Annotated in this window: 10 protein-coding genes; 7 read left to right on the top strand and 3 right to left on the bottom strand. The window is 33.3% G+C overall.

Annotation, left to right across the window (positions count from 1 at the left end):
- Positions 1–133 precede the first annotated feature (133 nt).
- Both U9P79_05675 and U9P79_05670 read right to left on the bottom strand, forming a co-directional pair.
- Positions 134–3,190, bottom strand: coding sequence for a PAS domain S-box protein (locus U9P79_05675; GenBank protein ID MEA2104112.1), 3,057 nt, complete (start codon positions 3,188–3,190; stop codon positions 134–136).
- A 623-nt stretch (positions 3,191–3,813) separates the two neighbouring features.
- On the bottom strand, positions 3,814–4,941 hold the full coding sequence (locus U9P79_05670; protein ID MEA2104111.1) for a DUF362 domain-containing protein: 1,128 nt from the start codon (positions 4,939–4,941) through the stop codon (positions 3,814–3,816).
- A 249-nt stretch (positions 4,942–5,190) separates the two neighbouring features.
- On the opposite strand from U9P79_05670, the gene U9P79_05665 reads away from it, so the two are divergent.
- From U9P79_05665 to U9P79_05635, 7 genes are all read left to right on the top strand, one after another.
- Complete coding sequence (locus U9P79_05665; GenBank protein MEA2104110.1) at positions 5,191–6,102, top strand: hypothetical protein; 912 nt, start codon at positions 5,191–5,193, stop codon at positions 6,100–6,102.
- A 247-nt stretch (positions 6,103–6,349) separates the two neighbouring features.
- Positions 6,350–6,976, top strand: coding sequence for a DUF120 domain-containing protein (locus U9P79_05660; protein MEA2104109.1), 627 nt, complete (start codon positions 6,350–6,352; stop codon positions 6,974–6,976).
- A 36-nt stretch (positions 6,977–7,012) separates the two neighbouring features.
- Positions 7,013–7,849, top strand: coding sequence for a carboxylating nicotinate-nucleotide diphosphorylase (gene nadC, locus U9P79_05655; GenBank protein MEA2104108.1), 837 nt, complete (start codon positions 7,013–7,015; stop codon positions 7,847–7,849).
- Positions 7,836–8,924: a quinolinate synthase NadA gene (gene nadA / locus U9P79_05650; protein ID MEA2104107.1), complete on the top strand. Its 1,089-nt coding sequence runs from the start codon at positions 7,836–7,838 to the stop codon at positions 8,922–8,924. The genes nadC and nadA overlap by 14 nt, the downstream gene beginning before the upstream one ends.
- 145 nt (positions 8,925–9,069) lie before the next feature.
- Entirely contained in the window at positions 9,070–10,635 is a 1,566-nt protein-coding gene (nadB, locus tag U9P79_05645; protein MEA2104106.1) for an L-aspartate oxidase, read from the top strand.
- Between the two features lie 376 nt (positions 10,636–11,011).
- Positions 11,012–11,236, top strand: coding sequence for a hypothetical protein (locus U9P79_05640; protein MEA2104105.1), 225 nt, complete (start codon positions 11,012–11,014; stop codon positions 11,234–11,236).
- 59 nt (positions 11,237–11,295) lie between these two features.
- On the top strand, positions 11,296–14,016 hold the full coding sequence (locus tag U9P79_05635) for a TonB-dependent receptor (protein MEA2104104.1): 2,721 nt from the start codon (positions 11,296–11,298) through the stop codon (positions 14,014–14,016).
- A 263-nt stretch (positions 14,017–14,279) separates the two neighbouring features.
- Here U9P79_05635 and U9P79_05630 read toward each other — a convergent pair whose 3' ends face one another.
- Positions 14,280–15,692: an ATP-binding protein gene (locus U9P79_05630; GenBank protein MEA2104103.1), complete on the bottom strand. Its 1,413-nt coding sequence runs from the start codon at positions 15,690–15,692 to the stop codon at positions 14,280–14,282.
- Positions 15,693–16,003: the final 311 nt, after the last annotated feature.

Genomic DNA, 16,003 nt, shown 5'->3' with positions numbered 1-16,003 from the left:
TGCAATTTCAGCATTATATCATTCCCTATTAAAAAATTGTCTTCAACTAAAAATACTTTTGTCTGTTGCATAAGTCAATCCTTAAATAAATTCAATTTCACAATAATTACTAATTTAATTTTTTAAACTTAGATTACAGATTCTTATAATTAAATGTAATTTTAAATTCTGTTCCATTTTCCCGTGAAATTTCTATTTTTCCCTCCAACTGTTGCACAAGCATATCCACTAATTGCAGACCCAAAGATTCGGATTTCTTTAGGTCGAAATTTGGAGAAAGTGGGACGCCGTCATTAAATATTTTCAGAACGATATCTTCATCCCCAAATTTAACAAAAGAAATTTCTATTTTTCCTGTTTTGTTCTCGGGAAAACCATATTTGAAGGCATTTGTGAATAACTCACTAAGAAGTAATCCGCAGTGAGTGGCTGTTTTTGATGGAATTTGTATTTGCTCAATATTTATGGTAACCTCAATTCCCGATTTATCAATTTCATATCCTTCGCAAAGACGATCAATTATCTGCCCGAGATATAATTTCATATCTACTTTGGAAATATCGGCGGATTTGTATAATGATTCATGCAAATTCGCCATGAGCATTACTCTGTTTTGACTATCCCTAAACATCTCTTTATCCTTTTCATCACGAATGTTATGCGATTGCATATTCAAAATAGATGAGATGATCGTAAAATTATTTTTGATTCTATGATGGGCTTCTTGTAATAACAACTCTTTCTCTTCAGCTGCTTTTTCAAGAATTGCATCCGCTTTCTTGTGTTCGGTTATATCATGGATAATTCCTTGATATCCTAAAATTTCGCCGCTATTCGACTCTATAGTTCTGGCAGAAACAATAGCTGGAAATTCTAACCCATCCTTCTTTTTGAGAATAAGTTCAAATTCTTGAACATATCCGTCCCGAGAAATTGACTTTTGAAACAACATTCTCTCTTTTGGATTGGAATATATATCACTTACATTGATGTTTTGTATTTCTTCAAGAGAATAACCAAAAAGGTCTAAGCCCGCTCGGTTAATTTGCAGAAATTTTCCACTCACAGATGTTCTATAAACCGTATCAATGGATTCTTCAAATAATGTCCGGAATTTGGCTTCACTTTTTTTCAAATCATCTTCTGCTTTCTTCTGTTGAAGTACGATTCCAATATTACGAGAAATTATTTCCAAAATTTTCAAATCAGAGTTAGTGAAAGCATTTTCATTTGTATAATCTTGTACAGCGATTACACCAATAGCGTTATTAGAGGTGGAATCAACTATTGGAGCACCCATCCATACAGGAGCTGCTTTTCCGATTAATTTGATTTCATTCTCTTGTCTCAGTCTTTCATCTTCCTGCAATGTAATCAGACGGGCTTTTCCGGTTGTACGCACATAATCAGTGAGAGAAAATTTTAGCGAAATTTCTTCTTCAGGATTTATTTTTTCAAATGGATCATTGTGATATGGAAAATTGTACATGTCAGTTTTCGGATTGTATAAAGCAATATAAAAACAGTTGGTTGGGATTACTGAACTAAGTTCTTTATAAATTGATTCGGATAGCTGATTAATATTTTTGCATTTTAATGCCACTTCGGAAATATTTAATAATACTTCTTGAATTTTTTCATTTGATTTTTTTTCTGAAACATCCAAAATTGAGACAAGTCCCGCATTTTTTTTATTATAGATAATATTAGTTCCGAAAAGTTCTACCCATTTCGGATTGCCTTTTTTAGTTACAATCTTAAGTTCATGATGGTATTTTGCCAGCTTTCCGTTTTGCCTTCTCGTTCCTTGTTCTCGAACTATTTTTACAAAATCGGGATGGACAAAATCCCAAAAATTCATATTTTTAAGTTCAGACAATGAGTATCCACATATTTTTTCGGCAGTAGGATTTGCATATTGCCACTTATCATTTTGGAAAATCATGATTCCGGTTGGGTTGGAAGTAGCTAATTTTCTGAATTGTGCTTCATTGAGCAGTGCCTTCGCCTCAGCTATTTTGAGTTTAGTTATGTCTTCAATTACCGAGATGACAAAAAGTGGTTTTCCGATTTCATCTTTTACCAATTTAGCTCGGATGAAAACATCTAAAAATTTTCCGTTTTTCCGAATATTCTTCTTATAAAATTCATAATAAGGTTTATTGCCATTAACTAATTGATCAAAAAACTGGTGGTTCAGTTTTTTATAATTTTCATGAGTAAATTGAAAAAATGTTTTTGATTGCAATTCATTATTTTTATAACCCATCATCTTGCAATATGCCTTGTTGCAGGAAATTATTTTTCCCTCTAAATCCGATGTGCAGACTCCGATCGGAGAATTATCAAAAGTTAATTTTAATTCTTCTTGAGTCCTGAAAAGATTATGTCCTACTTTTTTTTCCTCAGTAATATCAACGAGGATACCATTCCAGATCATATCACCATTTCCTTTTTCTTTCGGAGCGGAAATCCCCAAAATGGATCGCACCTCTTCATTTTCCAAGACTACACGAAATTCCTGCATCCATTTTTGCATAGTTTCTGCAGATCTATTTATAGATTTCTTCACATAAGAAATGTCATCTTTATGGATTAAATCCAATATTTTATTTTTTTCATTATAAGATACCTTTGCCGGAATACTGTATAATGAGTTTAAGTCCTCACAGATAAAAGGCATAAAATACGAACCATCATTTTTCTTAATAAATTGGTAAAAAAGACCCGGAAAATTGTCTCCTATTTCAATATATTTTTTTTCTCGATCATTCATTTTTTTTCTGAATGATTTTTTTTCTGTTGTATCACTTACCACGACCATTACATGCTCTTTATCAAGTTTGATGATATTCCCTTCAAAAATTCCATTTCCGGCTAATGTGTTGAGAACATATTGAACTTTATGAATTATATCTGTTTGGAGAGTCTTTTCTATTGCACTAATAACATTTTTTTCATCGTTGGTGGAAAGACCCATCTCACGAATATTCTTCCCGATTATTTCATTTCCGGGAAATGGAAGAATTTCATCGCTCGGAGTGCTAAAATTGACAAAATCACCTTTTTGGTTAATGGTAAAAGTCATCTCAGGCAATACTTCCATAAGAGCTTTGTATTGTTGTTGAACCTGTTTTAATTGTTTATTCTCAACTACAAGTTCTTCCATCGTTTTTCTAAATTTTTCCATCTAAACTCCAAATTCTTGTAAATTGTTTAGTATAATATCAAAACATAATATAAAAAATAACATACATTTAGTGTCCATCTGTAAATTATAGATTCGACGCAGATGAATGTGATAAACAACATCACTCAGAAAAAACAAATTTTCGCAAGATAAAATTTTTTTGTAAAAAGGGTAATATCCCCGTTGAATGCTTTGTATTTTAATATTCAATAGGGATTTATCTGCCGACTAGTGGATGATTTGCACAAACACGACTTTACGGATGCACACTATTTATGAATAAAGGTACAAAAAATTAATTTCTGTAACAAGTACGAATTTCTAAATGAAAATAGGAATCATTTATAGGCAAAAAATAGACAAACTCATATTGTGTCAATTTATCTGTTTTCAACCCTTTCTTCACTCAAAATAAATAATTATCTAACAAATTCCAGATTTTTTTTTGTGGTATATCAGATAAATTAATGGCTGGTAATTTGAAAAAATTTCTTTTCTCCTATAATTGGTGCAGACTAGGATAAATATAATTAGGGTAATTTTCATTTTTAGTCTGTTTCTATGCGATAAGATCATTATTGTTATTTATGGATGCTATTCAGATGGAATCGCCTCAGATTTTTTTAACTTATCAAAATTTTGCTTAAAAAACTTTTTTTGATTGTTACAGCATTTTGCGGGCAGTTTTCCACGCAACATAAACACAAGATACATTTTTCTGCATCAATAACCGGAGCGGAAGATTTTTCTTGCCAACTCAATGCATTAACCGGACAAAAATTTACACATTGTGAGCATTGATTACATTTTTCCTCACTGAATTCAGGAATCGTCCAGAAGAATTTTTTTATGATATTTTTAAAAGGGGCGGATAACGAACGCAATATCAAATTAGTGCGAATACTCGTTTTGATATTAACATCAGGCAAGATGAAATCCGGCTCAAAATCTCCCTCGAAAATTATCTCATCCAAATTGATGGAATTCGATTGAGCTGCAATTGTAGTTATCGGGATTTTGTACGGATTGTAGCCCATCATTCGAGTTGCAACGAAATCAAGTGCTATTGCGTTTTCGCTTCCGAGAATTACGCCAAAATTCTTGGATTTTCCGTTGGATGGTCCATCGCCATCCATCCCATAAATTCCATCCATCAGATTGAAAATTATCTTATCTCGGACAATATTATAAATGTCAACAATGTAATGAGCAAAATTGGTGGGATTTGGGGCAAGTTTGTGATAATTTGCTTTCGCTATTCCGGGCACGACTCCAAAAGTATTTTTTATTGCACCGGTAAAAAAAGTATATGAATGGGTCTTCATTTTGCAAAGATTAATTATTGCTTCGCTTTCCAAAAAACGGTTACTAATAATATACTCCGGATCTGATCCAAATGTTTTTATACCTGAGACGGGTTCTAATAAATTAACATTATATTTTTTCGCAACCCGCTCCATACCTGTTTTTTGGATTACGTCTTTGTATTTGCTGGAACCGCCCGGGTTATCAAAAATCGAGATGGAAATATTGTAATCTTTGAGAATTTCAATAACTGCAGCTACGAAAATAGGGTGTGAAGTTACTGATCTCTCAGGGTCATAAGCACCAAGTAAATTCGGCTTTAAAAGAATGGAGTCCAACGATTCTAATTTGCTGCTAAACCCTTGAGATTGGAAAATATTCCGAATGGCACTTTTTATTTTTTCCAAATCGAATTGGAAACACTTTTTTGCTGTAACCGTATTCATTTATTTTTTCTCCATAATTTTCATTTATTAAATTTTGATTGAAATTATTAGCTGAAATTAATTTATTTTATTAATGTTATTTTTTCCGATTTTTTCACAAAAAATCTATTGGTAAAACCCCGTCAAGTTTTCAGAATTAATGAAATGGGAAAATTATTTTCATATAACTCCGAACTATTTCGATTAAAAAATTCGAAAAACTTTTCTTTAAAATTGACAATGGTTACCGCTTTTTCTTAAAAAGAAAAAATGAATCGAAGATTTAGAACTTGTTTATTTATTTGTTTGTGGGCAGCGATTTTATTTATAACAATTTCGCTTGATGCAGATATAATCCTAACTAAATATTTCAGTCTTCAATATGAAGCAAAAGATGAAAAAAATGCTCAAAATATTGCAGAAAGATTCGATAAAATCATTTGGTCGGTAAATCGTGAGATAGGATTTTATAATATTTCAGGAATTAAAGTTTTGCTTTGCTCCTCCAACGATGAATTTACCGATCTAATGACATTATCGGGAAAATTGCCGGATCAAACGGTGGCTTTTGCTGTTCCCAAATTCAAGACTATCACTCTAAAAAACCCCAAAGATATGCCTGCAAAATCCGATTATTACAAAATTCTCAAACATGAATATTGCCACATTCTTCTGCATCATATTGCTCCTCAATCCAGAATCCCGCTCTGGTTTGACGAAGGATTTGCCCAATATTTTGCAAAGCAATGGAATTTTACAAAAGAAGTAGAATTTTTGATGGACGCCCTTCAGGGGAATACGTTAAATCTCAGTAAATATAATTATCACTATCCTAAATACAAAAACAAAGTAGGTATGTTTTATCTTCAGAGTTATTATAATTTCAAAAAACTGATTGCCGATTATGATTTTGTTAAATTCCAGAAATTCCTCGAAATGTTGAATCAAACTGAAAAATTTTCGATTTCTTTTTACAGAATTTACGGATGTACAGTTCAGCAATTTTTAGAAAAAGTGCAAAATTCTATCAAACCGCATTTGATTTTAGCATTATTCTATTCAGGTTTCGGTTTTATTTGGACGTTGATTCCCTTCCTTTTATTAATTGCATTTATACGTAAGCAAATTAAAAAGCGAAGAGTCGAAAAAAGATGGAGCGAGGAAGAAGATTGGAAACTTTAATAAAAATTTCTAGAAATATTAAAGCCATGAATTTCACGAACAATCACAAATTAATCTATTACAAATCTCAAAAAAAAATTGAAAAAACAATAAGTGTTCTGGGGATATTTTTTCCCCAAGCAAATAGATTGAGAATGAACAGTTTTTTTTGTTGTATAAAAAATGAGTGATTACACTTTTATTTGCTAATACTCAAAAAAGCGTAAGTTATAAAAATATTGGTAAATACAAAAAATGGAGAATTTATATGGTGTCATTTTTTCGCTATATTATCCCGCTTATCAAAGAATATGGATTGTTCGAGTCAATTGAAACTTCCACCACAAATCTTGCAGAATTATTTGAAATTTCTCAACAGTCGGTTTCACGGGTTTTGATAGAGTTGGAAAAAAGAAATTTTATCAAACGAACTTCCAGCACAAAGGGAATTAGGATTGAATTCAAACAGCAAAGTATTAAACTGCTAAAAAAAACTTATGACTTATTAGATAATTTTTTTGGAGATTTTTCTTTGCAAGGAATTATCAAGCAGGGAATCGGAGAAGGGAAATTTTATATAACGCATCCTGAATACAAAAAACGTATCAAAACATTTCTAAGGATTAATCCTTTTCCAGGCACTTTGAATCTCGAAGTCAACATAAATTTGATAAGGGCGATGAAAGAATTATTTAAACCGATAATCATCGCAGGTTTTGAAACTGAAGATAGAAGTTTTGGCTCGCTTTCTTGCTATGAGTGCCTGATAGATAAAAAAATGGAAGCCTGGATAATTTTTGCGGAACGAACTACACATCCGGAAAATATTATCGAATTAATTTCAGAAAACAAAATTGTTGGCAAAGATGGTAAAATTAAAATCACTTTTATTTAAAATTGAAAATCTTGAGCCCACTTAAAAAAGGGAATTATGGAAGAAAAAATAATTAAATATGCTTTGGAAGAAGATTTTCGCTATCGCGGTGATATTACCAGTCAAGCGATTTTTACCGCTGAAAAGGGAGAATATAAATTAGTTGCAAACGATAAAGGAATTCTCTGCGGTAGTGAATATTTCTGTAAAGTTTTTGCAATTGTAGATGAAGAAACTCGTGTAAAATTTTTATGTCATGACGGAGATGAAGTTTTTCCCAAAAATAGGGTCGCAGACATTAATGGGAAAATCCAATCAATATTGAAAGCAGAACGGGTAGCTTTGAATTTTCTTTCCCATCTCAGTGGAATCGCTACAAAAACACATTCTTTTGTGAAGCGATTGCGTGGCGAAACAAAGATTCTCGATACAAGAAAAACATTACCCGGTTTACGAGAAGCACAGAAATATGCAGTAGAATGTGGCGGTGGAAAAAACCATCGTATGGGATTATACGATCTGGTGATGATCAAAGATAATCACATTGATGGAGCAGGAAGTATAAAAAAAGCAGTGCAAAAAGTAAAAGAAAAATGGGGAAATAAATTCAAGATCGAAGTGGAAACAAGAAATTTAGAAGAAGTAAAAGAAGCTTTAAAATCCGGTGCTGATATCATTATGGTTGATAATATGAAATTGGATGAAATGAAAAAAGCAGTAAAAATCATTGGAGAAAAAGCCCTTTCAGAAGCCTCTGGAAATATGACAGTTGACAGAATTGCAGCAGTTTCACAAATTGGTGTAAATTATATTTCCGTGGGTGCATTAACTCACACAGTAAAAGCTTTTGATTTTTCATTGGTTCATGCTAAGGAGCATTATGAGTTTAGATAAATTAGAATTAGATAAAAATAAGTTAAAAAACTTTATCCGCGATAAAAAAAAATCGTTAGCAGGAAAAGTTATAATTCCCGCTCATCATTATCAAACTCAGGATATTGTGGATTTCGCTGATTTTGTCGGTGATTCTTATAAATTAGCAGTTCGCTGTAGAGATTTGGATGCAAAATATATTATTTTTTGCGGAGTTAGATTCATGGCAGAAGCAGCAAATATTGTTTCAAAAGATTTTCAAAAAATCATTATTCCCGACTTGGATTCCGGTTGTCCTCTTGCCGATAAAATAACCTACAAGGAATTTGAAAAAGCATTTAATATAATAAAAAGTCAGACAGAATCTGAAATTGTACCGGTAGTTTATGTGAATTCTTCTGCAGAAGCCAAAGGTTTTACTGGTAAAAACGGGGGAGCAACTTGCACAAGTTCTAATGCTGATAAAGTAGTAAAATATTTTTTAGATAAAGGAAAAGCGGTGTTTTTTGCTCCGGATTTCAATCTTGGAATAAACACTTCCAAAAAATTAAATTTGGCTAAAAATCGAACAGTGAAAGTGAATAGGGACTTTAGTTTTGAAAAACTTGCTAACGTATCGACTGCAAAATTGTTTATTTGGGATGGATTCTGCTATGTTCATAAAATTTTTTCAGTTACGGATATAAAAAATCTACGCGCAAAATATTCAAAAATAAAAATAATCGTACATCCGGAATGTGACCGAGAAGTATTACAATCTGCAGATTATTCGGGTTCAACCCAACAAATTTTTAACTTTGTGAAAAATTCACCTTCAGGATCTACGTGGGGAATTGGGACTGAATATAATTTTGTAAAACGATTAAATGATGAAAACCCGCATAAAAAAGTCATCCCGCTTCGTAAATCTATTTGCAGGGATATGTCTAAGATCGACTTAGTAAAACTTGCAACATCGCTTCAATCCATAGAAAACTGTCTAAATGGTGCATGTGAATTAATTTACGAAGTGAAAGTTCCACAAAATATAAAGGAAAATGCAGCCATAGCATTGAATAAAATGATCGAAATAGTAAGTTCAGAATTACCCGAGTGAAATATACGAAAGCATAAGTTAAATATGAGCCACAAAACCACACCAAAAAAGATAAATACTTTTTCCTTTGTGCTCTTTGTGCACTTTATGTTTCATTTTTTTTCTTATTTTCAGGTTGTTTCAGGACTAAAAATAGAGGTATAAAATGAGAAAAATATATGATGTAATAGTTGTGGGAACCGGCATCTCCGGATTAACTTCCGCAATATATCTGCAAGAAAAAGGCTTAAATGTTTTGGTTTTAACCAAGGAAGATAAAATCAATGAAACAAATACAAATCTCGCTCAAGGTGGAATTGTTGCCAAAAACGAATCGGATAGTGCTGAAGCATTAAAAAAGGATATTCTTGCAGCCGGATATAATTACAACAGTTTTGAGGCAGTGGATATGATTGCAAATGAAGGTCCTCAACTCGTTTTTGATTTCCTCATTGATAAAATCGGAGTGAAATTTTCCAAGAATGATGATGAAAATTTACATTATACAGGCGAGGCAGCCCATTCATGCAAAAGGATTTTACATTACAAAGATAAAACAGGTGAAAAGATTCAGATTGATTTGATAAATTATGCCAGCAAAATAGGAGTGAAGATACTTCATTCTCATACATCCATAGATATTATTACAAACAACCATCATTCAGATAATTCGGAGGATTTATATAAAAGACGTATAGCTATGGGAATTTATACTCTTGATAATAATCAAAGTGTTGTTAAAACTTTCCTTGCTCATTATGTTATTCTAGCTACAGGGGGCGTAGGCAGTCTTTATAAATACACCACAAACTCAAAATCAGCAACTGGTGATGGGATTAGTATGGCATATAGATCAGGAGCAGATATTATTAATGCCGAAATGATTCAATTTCATCCTACCTCTTTTTTTCATAAAGATATTGAAGGTTTTCTCATTTCCGAATCTTTACGCGGGGAAGGGGGAGTGCTTTTGGATCACAATTTTAATCCATTTATGCAAAAATATTCTTCCCTAAAAGACCTTGCTCCCCGAGATATAGTTTCTCGAGCAATTTACGAAGAGATGAATAAAACTGGGAAAAAATACATGTATCTCGATATCGCTTCCACTTATACTGGTAATGAACCTATTAAGCAAAGATTTTCACAGATATATGCGACCTGCCATAAATATGGAATTGATATTACAAAAGAACCTATTCCTATTGTACCGGTTGCCCATTATTTCTGCGGTGGTGTAAAAGTTGATTTGTCAGGGCGAACTACCATCCGAAGATTATATTCAGTGGGTGAAACAAGTTGTACTGGAGTTCATGGTGCAAATCGGCTTGCATCTGTTTCCCTGCTGGAAGGTATTCTTTGGGGCAAAAAAGCAGCTGAGCATATTATTGATAATTATTCTCATATCCATAAAACAAAATTTGAATCTATTCCGGATTGGAAAATTCCCAAGCAGAATGAAAAATTTGACCAAATGCTCATTAGTCAGGATTGGGAAGCAATTAAATTGACTATGTGGAATTATGCGGGAATAATTCGAACTCAAAGAGGATTAGAACGAGCAAGGGCAGATTTGGATTATTATTCTCACAGAATATTCGAGTTTTATAAACAGGCTGAACTATCGCGAGATATAATTGAGCTGAGAAATGCAGTTATAACGGCTTCTATAATCGTTAATGCCGCTATTCATAATAATAAATCCATCGGTTGTCATTTTATTAAGAAGTAAGCATGCATTTTACAATAAACATTTTTGCCCGTTTCGAACGGAAATTTTTTTTTTCATCATTCTATGAAAATCGACAGTCACCTTTAAAAGTATCCACCCGAATATTTATGAAATAATTTTTGGAGTCGGCACGGACCATTCCGTGCTGAAATGTGCGATGATTATTCTAAAATAGACATTGATAAAGATTTTATCCACCAGCTGGCGGATAAATCAGGCTGAAAAAAATGGCTGGTATGTAATGAACATTATTCATAATGCTTTCTTCGATTTAGCGTGGAGGTTTACCCCCTCGTAGAAATTGACCAAAAAATCCTAAATCTACCTCCTATTATCCCAGACAATTATATCAATAAACTTGAAAATATAAAAAAGGATGGATACTTATGCTGTAGATCGTCCAATTATTCTATTAGAAAACATTGACAAGCAAAAACGATTTCTCACAACTTCGTGTAATATGAATTCTGAAAAAAGAAATTTCTCAAATCAGTTGGAACACAGTATTTGTTATGTTATGGAAGCAAAAAAACAATGGGATGATAATATCAAAATTAGGCTGTTTCACTTCAATTTGTCAACATCATTAAATAGGCATTAATCTAAAACGATTAATTATCTAATTTGTTAATCAAAACAAAAACAATAAGAAAGGTAAATATGAAAAAAGTATTACTAGCTTTAGTAGTATCCTCTCTCCTTCTTACTTCATTTGCAATTGCCCAGGATTTTGGGAAAGTTGCCGGTAGAATCGTAAAAGAAAGTAATGGAATTCCATTACAAGATGTGAATGTATATTTGTCAGGAACTGAATTTGGCTCATTATCAAACGCAAAGGGTCAATTCATTATCAATAATGTTCCTAGTGGTAAATATACTCTAATTGTTAGCTTATTAAGCTATGAACAAAACCGAAAAGAGATAACAGTAACTTCAGGACTTACAACAACAGTCAATTTTGAAATGATTGGAAAAGATATCGGTGTTGCAGGGATTGAAGTTGTGGCAGATAGAGCCAAATTGAATACACCTGTTGCATTTTCAGATGTTGATAAAGCAGAGATTTCCGAATCTCTTGGCTCTCGCGATATTCCCCTTGTGCTTACAAACACACCAAGTGTATATTCCACTTGTCAAGGTGGCGGTGCCGGAGATGCACGTGTAAATATTCGTGGTTTCAATCAACGCAATGTGGCTGTTATGATCAACGGTGTTCCTATTAATGATATGGAAAATGGCTGGGTTTACTGGTCAAATTGGGACGGACTCGGTGATGCAACTTCCTCAATTCAGGTACAAAGAGGACTTAGTGCTGTAAACCTTGCCGTGCCTTCCATTGGTGGAACAATGAACATGATAACCGATGCAACCAAAATGAGTAAAGGTGTTGAGTTCAAACAAGAATATGGAACTGCAGGATTCGAAAAGAAGACTGTTATTGCAAATTCAGGTTTAGTAAATGACAAATATGCCTTCAGTCTTAATGTTAATCAGAAAACCGGTAATGGTATCATTGATAAAACATGGACTGATGCTTGGTCATATTATTTAGCAACAAGTTATAATTTGAATGAAAATAACCGCCTGGAATTCTACGCGGTGGGAGCTCCGCAAAGACATGGTCAAAATCTTTACAAACAAAATATGGCAGCTTATGACCATAAATACGCAAAAGACCATGCCGGTATTCCGGACAGTGTTATTGCTGATTATCTAGATGATATCCATGAATCCGAAGCCGGAAGGTTTTATAATGAAAACTGGTATGTTGTTAGTCCCACTTATGACGGCAAACAATGGTGGAACGGTGCATTACATGATCGTTACTCTCCGGATTTTCTTAATGAAAGAGAAAACTTCTATTTTAAGCCACAGATTAATTTGAACTGGTTTACACAATTAAGTAAAAAATTGGATATTTATTCGGTTCTCTATTACTCCGGTGGTGAAGGTGGCGGAACAGGCACTTATGGCTCAGTTTTGTGGAACTACAATGTTGGCATTTCAAGCCCCTCACGGTTTGTTGCTTGGGATGCAACCATTGCACGAAATGACACATCCTCTACAGGTGCTTTAGGCATTCTGCGTAATAGTAGAAATAACCAATGGACTATTGGTGCAATTTCAAAACTAAGATATGATATCAATGATCAAATAAAAACCTCTTTTGGTCTTGATTGGAGAACTGCAGAAATTGATCATTTCCGTGAAGTTCGTGACTTACTTGGCGGTGAATATTACACCTATACAGGCAATGATTTTGACTCAACCGAAACAGATTATCAAAAACATCTTGGTGACAAAATTGCCTATTATAACACCAACACTGTAGATTGGATTGGTGGATCTGCTCAAGGTGAATATTCGTTAGACAAACTCAATATTTATGGAATGGGTGGATATTCCAGCATCAAATATTCCTATAAAGATCATTTTGTAGATGATGGAACCGGTAATAAACTTACTTCAAACACAGATTGGCTCCCCGGATATCAAGTTAAAGGTGGCTCCAGTTATCGTTTGACAAATAATATCGGAATCTTCGGTAATGCCGGATATGTTTCCAAATGCCCGATATTTGATGAAGTCATTAATGATTATGACGGAACCGTTGCTGACGATCCATCTAACGAAAAATTCACTGATATTGAAGGTGGTTTGAATTTTGTCGGTCTCGATGGCTTGCTTAACATTAAAGGTGATTATTATTTCACGATCTGGAATGATCAAACCAAAACAAAAGGTATAACAGATTCACTCGGAAATGAAGGGATCATTTTCCTTAGAGGTATGGACTCACGTCATTCCGGTTTTGAATTTGAACTTCACACACACCCGATCCCATTAATCAAATTAGATGCCTCATTCTCCAAAGGTGATTGGATTTATACAAACGATTTCACAGCCACTTATAAAAATTGGGTTGATACGCTTGAAGTAATGGATACATTGAGCTGTTATGTTAACGACCTTAAAGTTGGTGATGCACCTCAAACACAACTTGCACTCGGAGCAACATTATATCCTGTACAAGGTCTGAGAATCAATTTCGCCTATAAATATTTCTGCGATTTCTATGCTTCATGGGATCCATTCAGTCGTCAGGATGAAAATGACACAATGCAGAGTTGGGAAATTCCGTCTTATAGCCTTGTAGATCTTCATCTCTTCTATAAACTCCCCACAGTTATAAAAGGATTAGAAATCGAAGCCTTTACTCATATATTTAACTTATTTGATGAAGTCTTCGTTCAGGATGCAACAGATAATAGCCACTATAATGCTTATGATACCAGCCTGTATCCACATACAGGAAGTGCTGCCGAAGTTTTCTTTGGACTTCCAAGAAGATTCAATGCAGGTATTTCAATCAAAATGTAATTAAAAATAGTTATTCTATTTTACCCTCAAGGTCTCCGGATCTTGAGGGTTTTTTTTTGAAAAACTCAAGTCACGTCACTCTTTTCGACACGACTTGGGTTTCGTTTGCACTTGAGGATTTTTTTATACCCCCCTAACCTTACGGATGGTTTCTTTTCAAACCTCCGTAATGGTTGGATTACTTGTTTTCAACTTTTGTAATGAAACTCTTTTACGCAGCAATTCAACCATTGCGAAGGTCTTTGACCATTCGCAAGGGTGCCTTAGTATTTCAAATTCATCAAAAATACCGGAACAGGCACACCGACTATATTTTCAGTTTGGAAAAACGTATCTCTTGTTAGAATTATGCCTTTACCAAAGACTCTTTTCACGGTTGCAAAATCATCAGCACGAATTTGCTTTCTGTATTTAACTTCAATGGGATATAGACAATTTTCTGTTCTTAAAATAAAATCTATTTCATTGCCTGATTTTGAGTACCAATAAAAAGTATTTTCTAATTCGGATAATCCCTGATAGATTTTGGCTTCATTGTATTTTATCAAATTTGTAAATACGACATTTTCTACTAAAACAGAGAGACTTTGATTATTATTCAAAATCGTGTGAGGATTAGTAAAATGGGAAATAGAATTTAATAAAAAGAAAAAGATTGAATCGCTGGCAAACAATTTGATTTGCTTATTTATATTTACCCTTTTTGTGTTTATGTCAATAAAATTTAAAATTGAAATTATAAAAGAATCTGCTAATAAATTCACATAATCCTTTGTAGTGTGATGAGAACCAATAGTTCCGATATTTCTGTGCAATTTATTAAATGTTATTCTTTTAGTCAGATGAAGTCCAATTTCCGTAATTAAATTTTTCAGGACAGTCCTGTTTTTTCCCAATTTATCGAATTCACTAACGAGAATATCTAAAAAAAGATTCTTGTAAAGATTAAAATCAGAACTTTTTTTATACTTATTTATTACAAAGGGAAAACCCCCTGTGCGAAGATAATTTAAAAAAAGTTTATTTATTTCCGGTAGCAACATTTTTTCTTTATTCCAATTAACTTTTTCATTAAAAACAGATTTTATATTTTTGTTAGATGTATCGAAATTAAAACAAAATAAATCCAAATATTCTTTAAATGAAAGAGGGAGTTGGACAAAATCGTGTTTATGAAAATTACCTCGTCGCCCGGGCATTCTTTCGGCACCTTTGCGTATATCAACTGATGAAGAACCTGTAACAAGAATTACACAATTATTTATTAAACCTATATCAGCAAGTTGTTTTAAAGTTAGTTGCCATTTGTTAACAAGAGTAATTTCATCAAGAAAAATATACCTGAGCGATTCTGAAGTGGAAAAGTTTAAATATTCCTTGATTAATTCAGCAAGCTCTTTCTTGTCCTCTATCAAATCAACTGTGAAAAAAAATATATTTACAGGTTTTACATTTTTTTCAATCAGCTTTTTAATTAATAATTTTACGGTAGTGGATTTTCCGATCTGTCTTGGTCCTCTTAAAGTGTAGATGCCAGGATAATTCATGGGAAATTCTTCTAACAATGTTGGAATATATCTATGATGCATATTTTCATATTCTACTAATTTCACATCGTTTTCGATCAACTTACTGTTTTGCCACCAAGGATTTTGTTCTAATAAATTATATTTCATAATATCACCAAATTGATAAGATAGGATAAAAAAAGTTTGTGTCAACAAATTCGGCAGTCAAGTGCCGAGATTGGCAGTCAAATTCGGCAGTAGATTGCCGAATATTATACTTGAATTAATCTGTTGGATTGACTCAAGTAAAATTAAAAGAAATCCCGACTCGAACCCAAAAAACGGCGTCCGAGTCGAGACCTGAAAAACTCGAGTCGCGTCACTATTTTCGACACGACTTGGGTTTCGTTTGCGTGAAAAAAATCCCGACTCGAACCCAAAAGACGGTGTCCGAGTCGAGACCTGAAAAACTCGAGTCG

The sequence above is a fragment of the Candidatus Cloacimonadota bacterium genome (genome assembly GCA_034661015.1).
In the GTDB taxonomy this organism is placed as follows: domain Bacteria; phylum Cloacimonadota; class Cloacimonadia; order JGIOTU-2; family JGIOTU-2; genus JAYEKN01.
The sequence above is the reverse complement of the archived record's forward strand: the minus strand, read 5'-3'. Positions and strand labels throughout refer to the sequence as shown.